The organism is Castellaniella daejeonensis (genome assembly GCF_039523555.1).
Taxonomy (GTDB): Bacteria; Pseudomonadota; Gammaproteobacteria; order Burkholderiales; family Burkholderiaceae_B; genus Castellaniella; species Castellaniella daejeonensis.
In genome coordinates this window covers 229202-247133 of sequence record NZ_BAAAFN010000011.1, presented here as the reverse complement: position 1 = coordinate 247133, position 17932 = coordinate 229202, and the positions used below count along the sequence as shown (strand labels likewise).

15 protein-coding genes are annotated in these 17932 nt (G+C 66.4%); 8 read left to right on the top strand and 7 right to left on the bottom strand.

Features of this window, described 5'->3' with window-relative positions:
• Nucleotides 1-19: 19 nt before the first annotated feature.
• The 3 genes from ABD022_RS08290 to rfbA all read right to left on the bottom strand — a co-directional run bounded on the left by ABD022_RS08290 (nucleotide 20) and on the right by rfbA (nucleotide 2458).
• On the bottom strand, nucleotides 20-931 hold the full coding sequence (locus ABD022_RS08290) for a recombination-associated protein RdgC (protein WP_325123915.1): 912 nt from the start codon (nucleotides 929-931) through the stop codon (nucleotides 20-22).
• Nucleotides 932-1034: 103 nt separating this feature from the next.
• Nucleotides 1035-1583, bottom strand: coding sequence for a dTDP-4-dehydrorhamnose 3,5-epimerase (rfbC, locus tag ABD022_RS08285; RefSeq protein WP_343820842.1), 549 nt, complete (start codon nucleotides 1581-1583; stop codon nucleotides 1035-1037).
• Nucleotides 1580-2458, bottom strand: coding sequence for a glucose-1-phosphate thymidylyltransferase RfbA (gene rfbA / locus ABD022_RS08280; RefSeq protein WP_325123917.1), 879 nt, complete (start codon nucleotides 2456-2458; stop codon nucleotides 1580-1582). The genes rfbC and rfbA overlap by 4 nt, the downstream gene beginning before the upstream one ends.
• Nucleotides 2459-2615: 157 nt before the next feature.
• Between rfbA and asnB the strand changes: the two genes are divergently transcribed.
• Nucleotides 2616-4601 (top strand): asparagine synthase (glutamine-hydrolyzing), encoded by a 1986-nt coding sequence (gene asnB / locus ABD022_RS08275; RefSeq protein ID WP_343820840.1) that lies wholly within the window; start codon nucleotides 2616-2618, stop codon nucleotides 4599-4601.
• 242 nt (nucleotides 4602-4843) lie between these two features.
• On the opposite strand, the gene ABD022_RS08270 is transcribed toward asnB, so the two are convergent.
• The 3 genes from ABD022_RS08270 to ABD022_RS08260 are packed head-to-tail and all read right to left on the bottom strand — an operon-like array spanning nucleotide 4844 to nucleotide 8687.
• Nucleotides 4844-6472, bottom strand: a complete 1629-nt coding sequence (locus ABD022_RS08270) for an MFS transporter (protein ID WP_343820931.1) — start codon at nucleotides 6470-6472, stop codon at nucleotides 4844-4846.
• Between the two features lie 50 nt (nucleotides 6473-6522).
• On the bottom strand, nucleotides 6523-7971 hold the full coding sequence (locus ABD022_RS08265; RefSeq protein ID WP_343820839.1) for a sensor histidine kinase: 1449 nt from the start codon (nucleotides 7969-7971) through the stop codon (nucleotides 6523-6525).
• Between the two features lie 14 nt (nucleotides 7972-7985).
• Nucleotides 7986-8687, bottom strand: coding sequence for a response regulator (locus ABD022_RS08260; RefSeq protein ID WP_343820837.1), 702 nt, complete (start codon nucleotides 8685-8687; stop codon nucleotides 7986-7988).
• Nucleotides 8688-8971: 284 nt separating this feature from the next.
• On the opposite strand from ABD022_RS08260, the gene recA reads away from it, so the two are divergent.
• Together recA and recX are read left to right on the top strand one after the other, a co-directional pair.
• Entirely contained in the window at nucleotides 8972-10024 is a 1053-nt protein-coding gene (gene recA, locus ABD022_RS08255; protein ID WP_325124921.1) for a recombinase RecA, read from the top strand.
• A gap of 79 nt (nucleotides 10025-10103) precedes the next feature.
• Nucleotides 10104-10526 (top strand): recombination regulator RecX, encoded by a 423-nt coding sequence (recX, locus tag ABD022_RS08250; RefSeq protein WP_414647433.1) that lies wholly within the window; start codon nucleotides 10104-10106, stop codon nucleotides 10524-10526.
• Here recX and ABD022_RS08245 read toward each other — a convergent pair whose 3' ends face one another.
• Nucleotides 10527-11447 carry a LysR family transcriptional regulator gene (locus ABD022_RS08245; protein ID WP_325124917.1) on the bottom strand — a complete coding sequence of 307 codons (921 nt, stop codon included), beginning with the start codon at nucleotides 11445-11447 and terminating at the stop codon, nucleotides 10527-10529. It abuts the gene before it with no gap.
• A gap of 103 nt (nucleotides 11448-11550) precedes the next feature.
• On the opposite strand from ABD022_RS08245, the gene metE reads away from it, so the two are divergent.
• The 5 genes from metE (at nucleotide 11551) to hemC (ending at nucleotide 17903) form a co-directional block, all read left to right on the top strand.
• Nucleotides 11551-13848: a 5-methyltetrahydropteroyltriglutamate--homocysteine S-methyltransferase gene (gene metE, locus ABD022_RS08240; protein ID WP_325124915.1), complete on the top strand. Its 2298-nt coding sequence runs from the start codon at nucleotides 11551-11553 to the stop codon at nucleotides 13846-13848.
• Between the two features lie 124 nt (nucleotides 13849-13972).
• Entirely contained in the window at nucleotides 13973-14536 is a 564-nt protein-coding gene (locus tag ABD022_RS08235; protein WP_325124913.1) for a DUF2889 domain-containing protein, read from the top strand.
• A 94-nt stretch (nucleotides 14537-14630) separates the two neighbouring features.
• On the top strand, nucleotides 14631-15791 hold the full coding sequence (gene sucC, locus ABD022_RS08230; protein ID WP_343820834.1) for an ADP-forming succinate--CoA ligase subunit beta: 1161 nt from the start codon (nucleotides 14631-14633) through the stop codon (nucleotides 15789-15791).
• 19 nt (nucleotides 15792-15810) lie between these two features.
• Complete coding sequence (gene sucD, locus ABD022_RS08225; protein WP_343820833.1) at nucleotides 15811-16692, top strand: succinate--CoA ligase subunit alpha; 882 nt, start codon at nucleotides 15811-15813, stop codon at nucleotides 16690-16692.
• Nucleotides 16693-16952: 260 nt separating this feature from the next.
• Nucleotides 16953-17903, top strand: coding sequence for a hydroxymethylbilane synthase (hemC, locus tag ABD022_RS08220; protein ID WP_343820831.1), 951 nt, complete (start codon nucleotides 16953-16955; stop codon nucleotides 17901-17903).
• The last annotated feature ends 29 nt before the right edge of the window (nucleotides 17904-17932 follow it).

Below are 17932 nucleotides of genomic sequence, written 5' to 3'. Positions count from 1 at the left end.
GTGGCCCCGCAAGAGGTATTCAGCGCCCGGCGCCGTCCGCGCGCATGCCCCCCAGCGCCGCGACCAGGTCGTCCAGCATGCGCGCCAGTTCGCCCGTCATCAGGGCAAAGTCGGCCTCGAACTGCTCGGCCTCGTTGGCGGCCTGGGCATCCTGGTGTTCCTTCAGCACGTCCAGGGGCGCGACGCGCTTGATGTCCAGGTTGTCGGTCAGCACGAAGGAAACCCGGTCGTTCCATGTCATGGCCAGGCGCGTGCATTGCTTGCCGGCCTGGATGTGGCGGCGGACCTCGTCCAATTCGACCGTCTGGCGCACATAGCGCACGGTGGCGCGCGATTCGCCGGTGGAGCGCAGCTCCGTGTCCTGGTCGATGGTGAAGCCGGCGGGCGCTTCGTCCTCGGACAGCCACAGCGTCATGGCGGCGGCCGGCGACATTTCCACGTGCAGCGGCACGATGGGGAAGGGCGTCAGCGTCTTGGCCAGCAGGCCCAGCACTTCGTCGCTGCGCGCGGTGGCGGCGGCATCGATGGCCACCCAGCGGTTCACGGTGTCGATCCAGACTCGGGTGTCATGGGCGATGACGAAGGCGCGAGGCAGCAGCTCCATCGTCATCTGTTCCTTGATTTCCTTCATCTGCTTGCGGCCGGGCTTGTAGCCTTGCTGCTCTTCGATCTGCAGCGCGCGTGCGCGGCTGGCCTGGTTGACGACCGTGGCCGGCAGCAGCTTCTTTTCCGTCTGCAGGCGCAGCAGGAGCTGGCCGTGCTGCCCGTAGACCAGGCCGCTGTCCTCGCGCGGGGGCATCCATCCCGATACCTGGCTGTCCTGGCTGCCGCCGGGCTGGAAGGCGAGCGGCTCCAGGGCCGCTTCGAGGTCGGCGGGGTTCAGGGAGGCGTTGGGGGCGAGGCGATAGATTTTGAGATTCTTGAACCACATGGTCTTTACGGCGGGCCGGCGGGCGGCGGTGAAAACGGGCCTTGATTGTACGCGGTAAAAATCGGCGCGGCCGCGCCGGACGCAGCCGGTTCCGAAGGGGGGCCTATGGCTTCAGCGCCCGTGCCCACTCCTTCAGCCCCGGATGGCGGCGGTCCTTGTCCGACAGGATGGGATCGCGGATCGGCCAGGGGATCGCCAGATCCGGGCAGTCCCAGGCCAGGCCGTCCTCGTCGGCCGGATCGTAGTATTCCGTGCACTTGTACTGGAAGAGCGCGGTGTCGCTGAGAACGCAGAATCCGTGAGCGTAGCCGGGCGGAATCCAGATCTGGCGGTGGTTGTCGGCCGACAGCTCGACCGCCACATGCCGGCCGAACGTGGCGGAATGGGGATCGATATCCACGGCTACATCGAAAACGGTGCCTTCGATCACCTGCACCAGCTTGCCCTGGGGCCGGGTACGCTGGAAGTGCAGCCCGCGCAGCACGCCGCACGCGGAGCGAGAGACGTTGTCCTGGACAAAGATCGGCTCGATCCCGGCTTCCTCGCGGTAGCGGCGGGCGCTGAACGATTCCAGGAAGAAACCGCGCGCGTCACTGAAGACCCGGGGCTCGATCAGGCGCACGCCGGGCAGGGCGGTGTCGATGACTTTCATCGTCCGCTGTCCTCGTGGGCCAGGGCCAGCAGGTATTGCCCGTAGTCCGTCTTGGCCAGTCGCATGCCGCGTTCTTCCAGCCCGGCGCGGTCCAGCCAGCCGTTGTGAAAGGCGATTTCTTCCAGGCAGGCAACTTTCTGCCCCTGGCGGCGCTCGATGGTCTGCACGTAGGTGCCGGCGTCCAGCAGGCTTTCGTGCGTGCCGGTGTCCAGCCAGGCAAACCCCCGACCCAGGATCCTGACGTGCAGATCGCCGCGCCGCAGGTAGGCGTTGTTCACATCGGTGATTTCCAGTTCGCCGCGTGCCGAGGGCCGCACCCCGCGTGCGATGTCCACCACGTCATTGTCGTAGAAGTACAGGCCGGTGACGGCATAGGAAGACTTGGGCCTGGCGGGTTTTTCCTCGATCGATACGGCGCGGCCGGTTGTGTCGAATTCCACCACGCCGAAGCGTTGCGGGTCCGCGACCCGGTAGCCGAAAAGAGTGGCTCCGGAGACCCGCTGAGCGGCTTCGCGCAGCATGCCGCTGAATCCGTAGCCGTAGAAGATATTGTCTCCCAGCACCAGACAGACCCGGTCGCTGCCGATGAAATCCGCGCCGATCAGGAAGGCCTGCGCCAGGCCATCGGGCGAGGGCTGTTCGGCATAGGACAGGTCGATGCCGAAATCCGAGCCATCGCCCAGCAGGCGCCGGAATCCCGGCAGGTCGTCGGGCGTCGAGATCACCAGCACGTCGCGGATGCCGGCCAGCATCAGCACCGACAGCGGGTAGTAGATCATGGGCTTGTCGTAGATGGGCAGCATCTGCTTGGACACGCCGCGCGTGATGGGATGCAGCCGGGTGCCGGAGCCGCCGGCGAGAATGATGCCTTTCATGGGGCGTCTGGAGAGAACTGGACCAGCCGCCAGTGTAGCGGGGAACGGCGTGTGGCGATGCGGGGATTTGACGTCGATTTCCGGGCGGATCGCCCGGGTAAAATGCAGGACGCGCCGTGCTGGCCGGCAGCCGGGCAAAGATCGAAAGGAAGACGCAATGTGCGGTTTGGTGGGGTTTCTGGGGGGCGGCCGCGGGCGGGACGCGCGTGAAACCGCAGCCATCCTGGAGCGCATGGCCGACGCCATCGTGTCGCGGGGGCCGGACGACGCCGGCATCTGGTCCGACGGTGCGGCAGCCATCGGGCTGGCCCATCGGCGCCTGTCCATCCTCGACCTGTCGGCGGCGGGCCACCAGCCCATGGCAGGGCCATCGGGGCGTCACGTCATCGTCTTCAATGGTGAAATCTACAACCATCTGGACCTGCGCCGCGAACTCGAGCAGTCCGGCCTGGCACCGGGCGGCGGCCAGGGCTGGCGCGGGCATTCGGATACCGAGACGCTGCTGGCGGGTTTCGCGGCGTGGGGCATCCGGGCCACGGTGCAGCGCTGCATCGGCATGTTCGCCTTCGCCGTCTGGGATACCCAGGCGCGCGTCCTGACTCTGGGTCGGGACCGCCTGGGCGAGAAGCCCCTGTACTACGGCTGGCAGGGCGCCGGCGACGCGGCCTGTTTCCTGTTCGGTTCCGATCTCAAGGCGCTGCGGGCCCATCCGCTTTGCGCGGCGGAAGTCGATCGCGATGCCCTGTGCCTGCTGATGCGGCACAACTACATCCCGGCGCCTCATTCCATCTACTGCGGCATCTCCAAACTGCCTGCGGGCTGCCTGCTGACCGTGTCCCTGGAACAGCGCGCGCCACGGGTGGATGCCTACTGGTCGCTGGCCGAGACCGCCGTGTCCGGTGTCCGCGAACCGTTCACCGGTTCCGATCCGGAAGCCATCGATGCGCTGGAAGACCTGCTGAAGTCCGCTGTGCGCCAGCAGATGCTGGCCGACGTGCCGCTGGGCGCCTTCTTGTCCGGGGGCATCGATTCTTCGGCCGTGGTGGCGTTGATGCAGGCCCAGTCCGAGCGGCCGGTCAAGACCTTTTCCATCGGGTTCCACGAGCCGGGCTACAACGAGGCCGAACACGCCCTGGCGGTCGCCCGGCACCTGGGCGCCGACCATACCGAACTGTATGTCACGCCACAGGAAGCGCAGGATGTGATTCCCCTGCTGCCTGACCTGTACAGCGAACCCTTTGCCGATGCCTCGCAGATCCCGACCTTCCTGGTGTCGCAGCTGGCGCGCCGGCACGTCACCGTTTCTCTGTCGGGCGATGCGGGCGATGAGCTGTTCGCCGGCTACGGCCGCTATCTGCGCAACAGCCGGCACTGGGACCGGATCGCCCGCGTGCCGCTCGGTCTGCGCAAGCTGGCTGCTGGCGGCATCCGTGCGCTGCCGCCCGGGGCCTGGAATACCATGCTCGGGCCGCTGAGCCCCGTGCTGCCCGGCTCGTTGGGCGCGGCGCCCGTCGGCGAGAAGCTGCATCAGGGCGCCCGCAAGCTGTCCGCCAGGCGCATCGACGACCTCTACCTGCAATCGATTTCCCGCTGGGAGCCGGAAGGCCTGGTGATCGGCGGACGCGAGCCTCAGACCTGCCTGCGCGGCCGGCCGCTGCCGCTCGAAGGGCTGGATGATGTGCAGCGCCTGATGGTCCTGGATGCCCTCGTCTATCTGCCTGACGACATCCTGGTGAAGGTCGACCGGGCCGCCATGGGGGTGTCCCTGGAAAGCCGGGTGCCGTTCCTGGATCACCGCGTGGTGGAATTCGCCTGGCGGATTCCGCAGTCCATGAAATTGCGCGACGGCGCCACCAAGTGGATCCTGCGGCAGGTGCTGTACCGGCATGTACCCCGCGAGCTGATCGAACGTCCCAAAAAAGGGTTCAGCGTGCCCGTCGGCCACTGGCTGCGCGGCCCGTTGCAGGATTGGGCCGAGAGCCTGCTGGACGAATCGCGTCTACGCCGGGAAGGCTTCTTCGACCCGGCGCCGATCCGGCGGACCTGGGCGGAACACCTGTCCGGACGCCGCAATGCGCAATACCCCCTGTGGGGCGTGCTGATGTTCCAGGCCTGGCTCGAGAAACAACCGGAAAGCCGATAGGCCGGGATGCCGACGGCCGGGAATGCCCGTTCCGGAGCTTCCGGGCAAAAAAACGGCCCGGACGAGGCCGGGCCGGGAGGGGCGACCGCCCGTGCACACGAAAAGGAGCTCGCGGGGGGCACGGACGACGGCAGCCGTTGGTGGGAGCGTCCGGGCGGACAAGGGGGGAACGAGGCGCCCGGACGACCATCGGCGTGCATTGCCATTCTAAAGTGGGGTGCCTGACGGTACTCTGAAAAGCCCTAGGACTCGTTCAGGTCGTTGTGCCGGGTTTCCTTGACGAAAAGCATGCCCACGATCAGCGTCATCGCGCACACCAGGATCGGATACCACAGGCCGTCGTACATGTTGCCGGTCGTGGCCACCGTTGCAAAGGCCACGGGGGGAAGGAAGCCGCCGAACCAGCCGTTGCCGATGTGGTAGGGCACGCTCATGGACGTGTAACGGATGCGCGTGGGGAACATCTCCACCAGCATGGCGGCGATCGGCCCGTAGACCATGGTGACCTGCAGCACCAGGAAGAACAGCAGCAACAGCACCATGGTGAAGTTGATCTGGGATGGATCGGCATAGGCGGGATAGCCGTGGCTGCGCACCGCCTGGCGCAGTTCTTCCTGCAGCGAGGCATTGCGGCTGGCGAATTCGGCGCGCGGCAGCGCAGTGCCGTCGAAGGAATCGATGCGCTGGTCGCCCACCAGGGCATAGGCCGTGGTGCCTTTTGGGGCAGGCTGGTTGATGTAATGGACCGAATGACTGGCCATGAAGGCCTTGAGCAGGTCGCAGGCGCTGGTGAAGGAGGCGATGCCCACCGGATTGAATTGCAGCGAACAGTCGGCTGGGTCGGCCACGACGTAGACGGGCGCCTGGCTCTGGGCGCGTTCCAGGGCCGGATTGGCGTAGTGGGTCAGGCCCTTGAATACGGGGAAATAGGTCAGGGCGGCGATCAGGCAGCCCGCCATGATGATGGGTTTGCGTCCGATCCGGTCCGACAGGGCGCCGAACACCAGGAAAAAGGGGCAGGCCAGCAGCAGGGCCAGCGCCACCAGGATGTTGGCGATGTTGGCGTCCACGCCCAGCGTTTCAGTCAGGAAATACAGGGCGTAGAACTGGCCTGTGTACCAGACCACGGCCTGGCCGGCCGTCAGGCCGATCAGGGCCAGCAGGATCAGGCGCAGGTTGCGCCACTGTCCGAATGCTTCCTTGATGGGTGCGCGTGAGACCAGGCCTTCGCTCTTCATGCGTGTGAAGGCGGGGGATTCGTGCAGGCGCAGGCGGATCCAGACCGAGATCACCAGCAGCAGCACGGAAATCAGGAAAGGCACCCGCCAGCCCCAGGCGTCGAAGGCTTCCTGGCCCAGCGTGGCGCGGGTCCCCAGGACCACGACCAGCGACAGGAACATGCCGGTGGTGGCCGTGGTCTGGATCCAGCTGGTGAAGAAACCGCGCCGGCCTGGCGGAGCGTGTTCGGCCACGTAGACCGCCGCGCCGCCGTATTCGCCGCCCAGGGCCAGGCCCTGCAGCAGGCGCAGCACCAGCAGGATCATGGGGGCTGCCGTGCCGATCGAGGCCGACGAGGGCAGCACGCCCACCAGGAAGGTGGACAGGCCCATGATCAGGATCGAGACCACGAAGGCGTACTTGCGCCCGACCATGTCGCCCAGACGGCCGAACACCAGGGCGCCAAAGGGACGCACGGCAAAGCCGGCCGCAAAGGTCAGCAGGGCGAAGATGAAGCCTGCCGTGGGATTCAGGCCGGAAAAGAAATGCTGGGCGATGACAGCCGCCAGGGAACCGTAGACGTAGAAGTCGTACCATTCGAAGACGGTTCCCATCGAGGACGCCAGGATGACGCGGCGTTCCTCGTGGGTCATGGGGCGGTTCGCTTCGTGCATGGCATCGTGCGGCATGGGTCGGGCTCGGTTCATGTGCGGGTCCTGGGCATGTCGTCGCGGGGAAATGAAACACGCAGCCGGGTGCCGGCGCTGAGCGGGTCGCGGTGATTGCCGGGCGGCAGGAAAGCGATGGTGGCATGGTGGTGCTCGGCGACCTCGCGCACGATCGCCAGGCCCAGGCCGCTGCCTTCGGCGCCATGGCCGAGGATCCGGTAGAAACGGTCGAAGACCCGGGATTGCTCTTCGGGCGGGATGCCGGGACCGGAGTCCTGGACCTCGAGGCAGACCCGGTCGCCCTCGGGCATGGCGCGCACCGTGACACGGCCGCCCTGGGGCGTGTAGAGCAGGGCATTGTCGATCAGGTTGTTCAGCAGCTCGCGGATCATGACCGCGTTGCCGAAGACCGGCAAGGGTTCGCCGGGCGATTCGAAACCCAGGTCGATGCGGCGTTCCAGGGCAGTCTCCACCCATTCCAGGGTGCAGGTCTCCGCCAGGGGCAGCAGGTCCAGCAGTTCGGTGGTGCGCGGCTGGGTCGGGTCGATGGATTCGGCCCGTGCCAGCAGCAGCAGCTGGTTCACCAGCCGGGTGGCTCGCTGGGATCCGGTGATCAGTTGCTGCAGGCTGGCGCGCATGCGTGCAGGCTCCTGCTCTCGCAGCGCGAGTTCGCATTGCGTGCGGATGCCTGCCAGCGGGGTCTTCAGCTGGTGGGCCGCATTTGCGACGAAGCGCCGCTGGAATTCGATGGAGTCGGACAGGCGCTGCAGCACGTTGTTCATCGAGGCGATCAGCGGCACGATTTCCGCCGGCGCCAGGTCGTCGCGCAGGGGCGACAGGTCGTTGGGCTTGCGCCGCCGCATGTGCTCCTGGAGCATGCTGAGGGGCTCCAGGCCCTGGGTCAGGCCCAGTCCGGCCAGCATGGCAGCCAGCGGCAGGATGATGAGCTGCGGCGTCAGCATGCCGGTCAGGATTTCCTGTTGCAGGGTGGCGCGCGCTTCGGCCGGTTCGGCCACTACGGTGAGGAAGCCGGTGCCGTCCCGGTCGCGCCCGCCCCAGACATAGGCAATGCGGATGGGCTGGTGGTTCAGGGATGCATTGCGGAAGCGGATCTGGTCGATGTCGTAGCCCCAGTTTTCCGGTATGGGTATGCTGGGATCTCCCGCCAGCAGGTGGCCGTTGGCGTCCAGGATCTGCCAGCTGGTGGCTGATTCGTCCGCGCTGCCTGCCAGCACCGTGCGGGCCGACTCGGACAGGGCCACTCCGGTGGCCAGGCGCTGCTGCTCGATTTCGTGACGCAGCAGGCGCAGATGGCTCGACAGCGTCCGGTCGTAGGGCGAGTTGGCGATGTTCAGGGAAATGAAATAGGTGATGACGATGCCGATCGACCACAGGACGAACAGCGGCACGATCATCCACAGGAGGATGCGGCCCAGGAGGGTCGCATGCCGGCGGGGTCTGCGCGGTACCGAGTCGGCGAACATGTCGGGGCGCGCCGTCAGTCGACGGCCGCCGTGTCCGCCGGCACGGCGCGGTTGTCGGGCTCCAGGCAGTACCCCAGGCCGCGTACGGTCAGGATGTGGACGCCGGCCGGTTCGATCTTCTTGCGCAGCCGGTGGATGTAGACCTCGATGGCATTGGTGGTGACTTCTTCGCCCCATTCGCACAGCAGGTCGACGAGCTGGTGCTTGCTGATCATGCGGCCGCTGCGCGACAGGAAGATTTCCAGCAGGCTGGTCTCGCGGGCGGACAGTTCGACGGCGGCGTCGTCGATGGTGGCCACGCGCCCGTTCAGGTCGAAGGCGAGGCGCCCGTGGCGCAGGACGGATGCGCGTGCGCCGCCGTGGCGGCGGATCAGTGCGCGCACGCGGGCTTCGAGTTCGCTGAGGGCGAAGGGTTTGGACATGTAGTCGTCGGCGCCCAGGTCCAGGCCTTCGACGCGCTGCTCGACGGAGTCGGCCGCCGTCAGGATCAGGACCGGCAGGGGCGTGCCTCGCTGGCGCAGCTTGCGCAGCACGGACAGGCCGTCCAGGCGCGGCAGGCCCAGATCGAGGATCAGCAGATCGAAGGCCTGCAACTGCAGCGCGGAATCGGCGCTGGATCCATCGTTGACGACGTCCACGGCATAGCCTTCGTAGCGCAGCGATCGGGACAACCCGTCCGCGAGAATGCTGTCGTCCTCGGCAATCAGGATACGCATGGCGGAAATGACATCCAGGGGGAGGCGGGCGCTGAAATGGCCCAGGGTGCATTCATTTTGGCACGCGCGGCTGCGCCGGGTCATTAGGGTAAACGATGGGGCTTGCGGCACGGCGGCGGCCCCCGGCGCCCGGTTCCATCGTTTTGCCCGGGATCGAATTGCCATATCTGTATTTTCATACAGTATAATTTAATGCCATAATTTCCCGAACCCCGCCGCAGGCGGACCCGGCCCCCCCCAGGCCGCGGTTCCTGCGGCTTGTCACTCAAGATAGGAATTCCCTCATGGATGAACGCTCCGGCAAGGCCAACCCCGAACGCGCCAAGGCGCTGGCCGCCGCGCTGTCGCAGATCGAAAAGCAGTTCGGCAAGGGCTCCATCATGCGCTACGGCGACAACCAGGTCGAACACGACATCCAGGTCGTGTCCACCGGTTCCCTGGGGCTGGACATCGCCCTGGGTGTCGGGGGGCTGCCGCGCGGACGCGTGATCGAAGTCTATGGCCCCGAATCCTCCGGCAAGACCACGCTCACCCTGCAGGTCATCGCCGAAATGCAGAAGATCGGCGGCACCTGCGCCTTCGTCGATGCCGAGCACGCACTGGACGTCCAGTACGCCGCGCGCCTGGGCGTCAATCTCGAAGACCTGCTGATCTCGCAGCCCGATACCGGCGAGCAGGCCCTGGAAATCACCGATGCCCTGGTGCGTTCGGGGTCGGTCGACCTGATCGTCATCGACTCGGTCGCCGCGCTGGTGCCCAAGGCCGAAATCGAAGGCGACATGGGCGATTCCCTGCCCGGCCTGCAGGCCCGCCTGATGAGCCAGGCGCTGCGCAAGCTCACCGCCACGATCAAGCGTGCCAACTGCATGGTGATCTTCATCAACCAGATCCGCATGAAGATCGGGGTCATGTTCGGCAACCCCGAGACCACCACGGGCGGCAACGCACTCAAGTTCTATTCCTCGGTACGCCTCGACATCCGCCGCATCGGTTCGATCAAGAAGGGCGACGAGGTCGTCGGCAACGAGACCCGCGTCAAGATCGTCAAGAACAAGGTCGCCCCGCCGTTCAAGCAGGTAGAGTTCGACATCATGTACGGTGCAGGCATTTCCCGCGAGGGCGAGATCATCGACCTGGGTGTCCAGGCAGGCCTGATCGACAAGTCCGGCGCCTGGTACAGCTACAACGGCGAGCGCATCGGCCAGGGCAAGGACAACGTCCGCGACTACCTCAAGGAACACCCGGACATGGCCTTCGAGATCGAGAATCGGGTTCGCGAGCATCTGGGAATCGCACCCCGGGCAATGCCCACGGCCGCCGCCGCCGATGGGGAATGACCCCGACGGGTTCGATTCGCCGCCCGGCGGCGGTGATTCATCCAGGCGTGGAAACGGCCCCAGCCTGAAGGCCCGGGCCGTGGCCTACCTTTCCCGGCGGGAACACTCCCGCCAGGAACTGCGCCGCAAGCTTTCCAACTGGTGCGACGATCCCGATGCCATCGAGGCCGTGCTCGATGAACTGGCGCGCGAGCACTGGCAGTCCGATCAGCGCTATGCCCAGTCCTACGCCCACCGGGCGGCCGCCCGCCAGGGCACCCAGCGCATCCTTGGCGCCTTGCGCCAGCAGGGGCTGGCCGATGGCGACCTGGCCGAATTGCGCGACACCCTGCGCGCCACCGAGATGGATCGCGCGCGGGCCGTCTGGCAGCGCAAGTTCGGCCAGCCGCCCGCCGATCCCCGCGAATACGCACGGCAATACCGCTTCATGGCAGGGCGGGGTTTTTCCGCCGATTGCATCCGGCGCCTGCTGGGCGCGCGGGCAGATGACGGCCTTGGTTGATCAGTCCGAATCCGCAGCCCGGATGCCGGGCAGGGTCTCGAAGCTGGTGCGCCGGGCCTGGTCCAGGAAAGCCCGTATATAGGCAGTATCCGCGTCCTCGGCACGGACGCCGGCTTGCAGCGTGCGCCAGATTCCGGTGCCCAGCCGGCAGATCCGCAATCCCGGCAGGTTCTTGTATTCGTCCAGTGCCCAGCTGGGCAGGGCTGCCACGCCTCGGCCGCTGGCGACCAGCTGCACGATCATGGGAGTCAGCTCGGCCGTGCGCACGGCCGCCGGTTCCACGCCGGCGGGATCCAGGAAAGCCGTATAGATGTCCAGCCGGGCCCGATCGACCGGATAAGTGATCAGGATCTGGTCGGCCAGATCCTCCGGCAGGATCCGGCCGGTCAGGCCCAGTGGGCCATGGCTTGAAACCGCCAGCACCAGCTCGTAGGAGAACAGGGACGCATAGTCCACTGCTTCCAGCGGCTCGGGGTCGGAAGTGATCACCACATCCAGGTCGCCGCGCGCCAGGGCGGGCAGGGGGGCGAAGGAAAACGCTGCCGTCAGGTCCAGCGAGACTTCCGGCCAGTCCTTGCGAAATGCATCCAGCGTCGGCATCAGCCATTGGAAGCAGGAATGGCAGTCGATGGCCACGTGCAGGCGGCCGGCCCGGCCCGCCGCCAGGCGGCGCAGTTCCTGTTCCGCGGCGCGTACGCGGGGCAGCACGTCCTCGGCCAGCGCCACCAGCCGCAGGCCCGCCGTCGTCAGGCGGGCGGGGCGGGTCCGCCGGTTCAACAGTGCCGTCTTCAGGCGGACTTCCAGATCGCGCAACTGGTGCGACAGGGCCGACTGGGTCAGGTGCAGGCGCTCGGCGGCTTCCTGCAGGCTGCCGCCGTCACGGATGGCCAGCAGGGTTTCCAGATGGCGCAGCTCTATCATGAATTTCCCTCATGTTATGGGTGTCGTATTTGATTTTTTATTTTGATTCCTGTCAGGCAGAATATCGTTCATTGAATAATTTTAATGTTACCTGGATTAATTCATGAAGACCATTCATAATTTGGGCTTTCCCCGGATCGGCGCCGCCCGCGAACTGAAGCGGGCCCAGGAATCCTATTGGGCGGGCAAGACTGGCCTGGATGACCTGCTGGCCACGGGCCGCGACCTGCGGGCCCGCCACTGGAACATCCAGGCCCGGGCCGGAGCGCAATGGGTGCCGGTCGGCGATTTTGCCTGGTACGACCATATTCTGGAATGGACCACGTTGCTGGGGGCCGTGCCGGCGCGTTTCGGGCAGGCGGACGACGCCCCGGTCGGCCTGGACACGCTGTTTCGCATGGCGCGCGGCCGCGCGCCGTCGGGCACGCCGGCGGCTGCCTGCGAAATGACCAAGTGGTTCGATACCAACTACCACTATATCGTTCCCGAACTCCACCCTGGCCAGACCTACCGCATCGCCCGCGAATCCCTGTTCGAGCAGGTGGCCGAGGCCCAGGCGCTCGGTCACCGTGCCCGCCCCGTGGTGCCGGGGCCGCTGACCTGGCTCTGGCTGGGCAAAGGCGATGCCTACACCGCCGGAGCCGGAGACACGGCCAAGCTAGACTTGCTGCCCGGCCTGCTGGATGTCTACGAGCAGGTGCTGCGGAGGCTGGCCTCCCAGGGCGTGGACTGGGTGCAGATCGACGAGCCCATCCTGGTGCTGGATCTGCCCCAGGCCTGGCGCGAAGCGCTGGCAGGTGTCTATGGCCGCCTGGCGTCGCAGGGCCCGAACGTATTGCTGGCGACGTACTTCGGCGGCGTCGGGCACAATCTGGACGTCGTCGGTGCCTTGCCGGTGCAGGGCCTGCACGTGGATCTGGTGCGCGCACCGGATCAGCTGGCATCGGTGCTGGCCACGCTGCGTGATGGCCAGGCGCTTTCCCTGGGCGTGATCGACGGGCGCAACGTCTGGCGTGCCGATCTGGATCGTATCCATGAGCAGGTCCGCGAGGCGGCGGCGCGCCTGGGCGACCGTCTGTGGCTGGCACCTTCGTGTTCGCTTCTGCACGTGCCCATCGACCTGGGTCTGGAATCCGGCCTGGACAACGAATTGCGCAGCTGGCTGTCCTTTGCCGTGCAGAAACTCGACGAGTTGCGCCTGTTGCGGGTCTTGGTGGATGGCGAGGCTGATGGCGCCGACCTGCAGGCCCTGGCGGCCGCCCGCCGGGCAGTGCTCGATCGTGCCGCCTCCAGCCGGATCCATCGCCGGGACGTGGCCGAACGCCTGGCCGCCTCGGTGTCGGTGCGCCGCGACCGCGCGCCGTTCGCCCAGCGCATTGCCGATCAGCAGGCACGCCTGGGCCTGCCGCGCTATCCCACGACCACCATCGGCTCTTTTCCCCAGACGCCGGAAATCCGTGCATTGCGCCGCGACTGGCGTGCCGGAGCGCTGGGGGATGCCGCCTATGAAAAAGCGATCCGGGAGGAAATCGAGCGCGTGGTCCGCTTCCAGGAGGAAATCGGACTGGATGTGCTGGTTCACGGCGAACCCGAGCGCAACGACATGGTGGAATACTTCGGCGAACTGCTGGCCGGCTTTGCCTTCACAGCCTATGGCTGGGTGCAGAGCTACGGTTCGCGTTGCGTCAAGCCGCCCCTGATCTACGGCGACGTGGCCCGCCTGGCGCCCATGACGGTGGGCTGGTCGGCCTACGCGCAGTCCCTGACGGACAAGCCGGTCAAGGGCATGCTCACCGGTCCCGTGACGATCCTGCAATGGTCCTTCGTGCGTGACGATCAGCCGCGCGAGCAGACCTGCCGCCAGATCGCACTGGCCCTGCGCGACGAGGTCCAGGACCTGGAGCAGGCCGGTGTGACCGTGATCCAGATCGACGAGCCGGCCTTCCGCGAAGGCCTGCCGCTGCGGCGCGGCGACTGGGCAGCCTACCTGGACTGGGCGGTGGACTGCTTCCGCTTGACGACCAGCGGGGTGCGCGACGACACGCAGATCCACACGCACATGTGCTATTCGGAGTTCAACGACATCATCGAATCGATCGCGGCGATGGATGCGGACGTGATCACCATCGAGACCTCGCGCTCGAACATGGATCTGCTGGGCGCGTTCGAGGCCTTCGCCTACCCGAACGACATCGGACCCGGGGTCTATGACATTCATTCGCCGAATGTCCCGCGCGAGGAGTGGATGGTGGATCTGGTACGGCATGCCGCCCGGCGCCTGCCTGCCGAACGGCTCTGGGTGAATCCGGATTGTGGCCTGAAGACGCGTGGATGGCCGGAAACCCGCGCGGCGCTGCAGGCCATGGTGCAGGCGGCCCGCATGCTGCGCGAAGCGGCCTGAGTCGGGGCGTATCGCGACCGGGGGCAGGGCGCATGCGGCACGGCATGGGGCCCCCGATATAATCGGGGGCTTATACACGGTATATAATTGAAAGGTTTTACGAATTCCAGCCTTTCCTTCCCTCATGCCCTTGTCCGATCCGGCGTGCCCGCGCCGTCCCGTCCACACGCGCTCCATTCGAGTCGAATCCTATGCCCGGGATGACGGGCTATGGGACCTCGAAGCCGAACTCGTCGACACCAAGGCCTATGATTTCCCGATCCGTGGGGGTGGCGTCCATCCCGCGGGAGCGCCGGTGCACCACATGCGCCTGCGCATCACCATCGACGACCGCTTCAACATCACGGCGTCGGAAGCCGCCTACGAAGCCGCCCCCTATGGCGAATTCTGCAGCGCCATCGCGCCGGAATACCGCCGCCTGGTCGGCCTGAACCTGCTCAACCAGTTCCGCAAGCACGTGCGCGAGCGCTTCGGCCGCACGGCCGGCTGCACCCACGTCACGGAACTCACCAATGTGCTGCCCACCGTGGCGGTGCAGACCATGGCCGGCCGCCAGCAATTGGCCGACACCGGCGAGCGGCCGTTCCAGCTGGACGGCTGCCATGCGCTGCGGGTCGATGGTCCTGTTGTACGCGCACATTATTCTCCCTGGTATGTCCCCGCCGAGGCGCACGCCGATGAACGCTAGCAACCTCCGGGCAGCTGGCAGGATTGCGCCCCTGGACCGACCCGCCGAAGCGGCGGGCCGGTGGCTTTCTTTTTTCTCCACTGACAGGTAACTCATGAAAATTCACGAATATCAAGGCAAGGAATTGCTGAAGAAGTTTGGCGTGACTGTCCCGCGCGGCATTCCCGCGTTCTCGGTCGAAGAGGCCGTGGCGGCAGCCGAAAAACTGGGTGGTCCTGTCTGGGTCGTCAAGGCGCAGATCCACGCCGGCGGGCGGGGCAAGGGCGGCGGCGTGAAGGTCGCCAAGTCCCTCGACGAAGTCAGGACCCTGGCCGGCCAGATTCTGGGCATGCAGCTGGTCACGCACCAGACCGGCCCCGAAGGCCAGAAGGTTCGCCGCCTGTACATCGAGGAAGGCGCCGATATCCAGAAGGAATACTACCTGTCCGTCGTGACCGATCGCGCCACGCAGAAAGTGGCCTTCATCGCCTCCAGTGAAGGCGGCATGGACATCGAGGAAGTCGCGCATTCTTCTCCCGAGAAGATCGTCACCGTGCAGATCGACCCCCTGAAGGGCTTCACCCAGGCCGACGGCGACACGCTGGCCAAGGGCGTCGCCATGCCGGCCGACTCCGTGGCGCAGTTCGTCGACGTATGCCAGAAGCTCTATACGTGCTACATGGAAACCGATGCCTCGCTGGTTGAAATCAACCCCCTGAACCGCGACGGCAAGGGCAACATCGTTGCCCTGGACGCGAAGTTCAACTTCGATTCCAATGCGCTGTTCCGCCATCCCGAAGTCGTTGTCTACCGCGACCTGGATGAAGAGGATCCCGCCGAAGTCGAGGCCAGCAAGTTCGATCTGGCGTACATCCAGCTCGACGGCAACATCGGCTGCCTGGTCAACGGCGCCGGCCTGGCCATGGCCACCATGGATACCATCAAGCTGTTCGGCGGCGAGCCGGCCAACTTCCTGGACGTCGGCGGTGGCGCCACGGCCGAAAAGGTCACCGAAGCCTTCAAGATCATGCTCAGGAACGACGGCGTCAAGGCCATCCTGGTCAACATCTTCGGCGGCATCATGCGCTGCGACGTGATCGCCGAAGGCGTCATCGCCGCCTGCAAGGCCGTGAACCTCAGCGTGCCGCTGGTCGTGCGCATGAAGGGCACCAACGAAGAAAAGGGCAAGCAGATGCTGGCGGCCTCGGGCCTGCCCATCATCAGCGCCGACACCATGGCCGAAGCCGCGACCGCCGTCGTCGCCGCCGCGAAATAAGCATCGTAGGGAATACAACATGTCGATTCTGATCAACAAGGACACCAAGGTCATCACCCAGGGGATCACCGGCAAGACCGGCCAGTTCCACACCCGCATGTGCCGCGACTACGCCAACGGCCGCGCCGCCTTCGTGGCCGGCGTGCACCCGAAGAAGGCGGGCGAGGACTTCGAGGGCATCCCCATCTACGCCTCCGTGAAGGACGCCAAGCAAGCGACCGGCGCGACCGTATCGGTCATCTATGTGCCGCCCGCGGGCGCCGCCGCCGCCATCTGGGAAGCCGTCGAGGCCGATCTGGACCTGGCCATCTGCATCACCGAAGGCATCCCCGTGCGCGACATGCTGGAAGTGCGCAACCGCATGCGCGCCGAAAACCGCAAGACCCTGCTGCTGGGCCCCAACTGCCCGGGTCTGATCACCCCCGACGAAATCAAGATCGGCATCATGCCGGGCCACATCCATCGCAAGGGCCGCATCGGCGTGGTCAGCCGCTCCGGCACCCTGACCTACGAAGCCGTGGCGCAAGTCACGGAACTGGGCCTGGGCCAGTCCAGCGCCGTGGGTATCGGCGGCGACCCGATCAACGGTCTGAAGCACATCGACGTGCTGAAGATGTTCAATGACGATCCGGATACGGATGCCGTCATCATGATCGGCGAGATCGGCGGCCCGGACGAGGTCAACGCCGCGCAGTGGGCCAAGGACAACATGAAGAAGCCCGTGGTCGGCTTCATCGCCGGCGTCACCGCTCCGGCGGGCAAGCGCATGGGCCATGCGGGTGCCCTGATCTCCGGCGGCGCCGATACCGCGGACGCAAAGCTGGAAATCATGGAAGCCTGCGGGATCCGCACCACGCGCAATCCTTCGGAAATGGGCAAGCTCCTCAAAACCGTGCTGTAATCAAGAACCGGCACGCGGGAAGCTCCCGGACGATCGATCCGCATGGATCGGCCGTCCTTCGGTCGATCCGGGCTTCCCGCCAGCCGCGAGGCGGGTAACGGGCCGCGCCGCATGGCGGGGCCTTTTTTTCGCTTGCGCCGCACAGCGGCTGCCGCATGGATTGCTCCGATGAAACTGAAACGTCCCACCCTGCTTCAAGGCCTGGCCATCCTGGCCGCTCTGGGCCTGCTGCTTCGCCTGCTGCTCTCGAGGTACACCGCATGACCGCCGCATCGACTCCCCGGACCCTCGTCATCGCCACCCGGGCCAGCCGCCTGGCGCTCTGGCAGGCCCGCCACGTTCAGGCGCGCCTTCAGGATCTGTATCCCGGCTGTCGCGTCGATCTGCTGGAAATGACCACGCGCGGCGACCAGATCCTGGACAGGACCTTGTCCAAGGTCGGTGGCAAGGGCCTGTTCGTCAAGGAGCTCGAGACCGCGCTGCTGGACGGCCGCGCCGATCTGGCCGTGCATTCGCTTAAGGACGTGCCGGTCGACCTCACGGCCCCCTTCTCCCTGGCCGCCATCCTGGAACGCGCCGATCCCTGCGATGCCCTGGTGTCCAATGTAGCGGGATCCCTGGATGAACTGCCGCCGGGCGCCGTCATCGGCACCTCCAGCCTGCGCCGCGAGGCCCAGTTGCGTGCCCGCTATCCCCACCTGGCGATCAAGCCCCTGCGCGGCAATCTGGATACCCGCCTGGCCAAGCTCGACCGGGGTGACTACGCCGCCATCGTGCTGGCCGCAGCCGGGTTGAAGCGCCTGGGCCTGGCAGAACGGATTCGCGCCGTTCTGCCCGCCGGACTCAGCCTGCCTGCAGCGGGGCAGGGGGCATTGGGCATCGAGACCCTGGCGGATCGTGCCGATCTGCGCGACTGGCTCGCACCGCTGGCGTGCGGCCTGACAACGGCCTGCACCCTGGCCGAACGCGCGGTGTCGCGCGCCCTGGGGGGATCCTGCCAGGTGCCTCTGGCGGCGCATGCGGTGCTGCGGAATGGCCGCCTGCACCTGCGGGCATTGGTCGCGGAACCCGATGGCAGCCGCATCCTGAGTGCCGAAACCGAAGGTGCTCCCGAGGATGCCGAGACACTGGGGGGCGCTGTTGCCCGCGACCTGCTCGCCCAGGGCGCGGATGCGATCCTGGCGCGCCTGTCCGAGCCGTCCGCACTTTGACACGGGGCCCGGATGGTCTCGTCCGCTCC

What these genes read in the sequence shown, in the direction of transcription:
- ABD022_RS08290 (WP_325123915.1), bottom strand. Translation starts at nt 931, where the DNA reads ATGTGGTTCAAGAATCTCAAAATCTATCGCCTCGCCCCCAACGCCTCC.
- rfbC (WP_343820842.1), bottom strand. Translation starts at nt 1,583, where the DNA reads ATGAAAGTCATCGACACCGCCCTGCCCGGCGTGCGCCTGATCGAGCCC.
- rfbA (WP_325123917.1), bottom strand. Translation starts at nt 2,458, where the DNA reads ATGAAAGGCATCATTCTCGCCGGCGGCTCCGGCACCCGGCTGCATCCC.
- asnB (WP_343820840.1), top strand. Translation starts at nt 2,616, where the DNA reads ATGTGCGGTTTGGTGGGGTTTCTGGGGGGCGGCCGCGGGCGGGACGCG.
- ABD022_RS08270 (WP_343820931.1), bottom strand. Translation starts at nt 6,472, where the DNA reads ATGACCCACGAGGAACGCCGCGTCATCCTGGCGTCCTCGATGGGAACC.
- ABD022_RS08265 (WP_343820839.1), bottom strand. Translation starts at nt 7,971, where the DNA reads ATGTTCGCCGACTCGGTACCGCGCAGACCCCGCCGGCATGCGACCCTC.
- ABD022_RS08260 (WP_343820837.1), bottom strand. Translation starts at nt 8,687, where the DNA reads ATGCGTATCCTGATTGCCGAGGACGACAGCATTCTCGCGGACGGGTTG.
- recA (WP_325124921.1), top strand. Translation starts at nt 8,972, where the DNA reads ATGGATGAACGCTCCGGCAAGGCCAACCCCGAACGCGCCAAGGCGCTG.
- ABD022_RS08245 (WP_325124917.1), bottom strand. Translation starts at nt 11,447, where the DNA reads ATGATAGAGCTGCGCCATCTGGAAACCCTGCTGGCCATCCGTGACGGC.
- metE (WP_325124915.1), top strand. Translation starts at nt 11,551, where the DNA reads ATGAAGACCATTCATAATTTGGGCTTTCCCCGGATCGGCGCCGCCCGC.
- ABD022_RS08235 (WP_325124913.1), top strand. Translation starts at nt 13,973, where the DNA reads ATGCCCTTGTCCGATCCGGCGTGCCCGCGCCGTCCCGTCCACACGCGC.
- sucC (WP_343820834.1), top strand. Translation starts at nt 14,631, where the DNA reads ATGAAAATTCACGAATATCAAGGCAAGGAATTGCTGAAGAAGTTTGGC.
- sucD (WP_343820833.1), top strand. Translation starts at nt 15,811, where the DNA reads ATGTCGATTCTGATCAACAAGGACACCAAGGTCATCACCCAGGGGATC.
- hemC (WP_343820831.1), top strand. Translation starts at nt 16,953, where the DNA reads ATGACCGCCGCATCGACTCCCCGGACCCTCGTCATCGCCACCCGGGCC.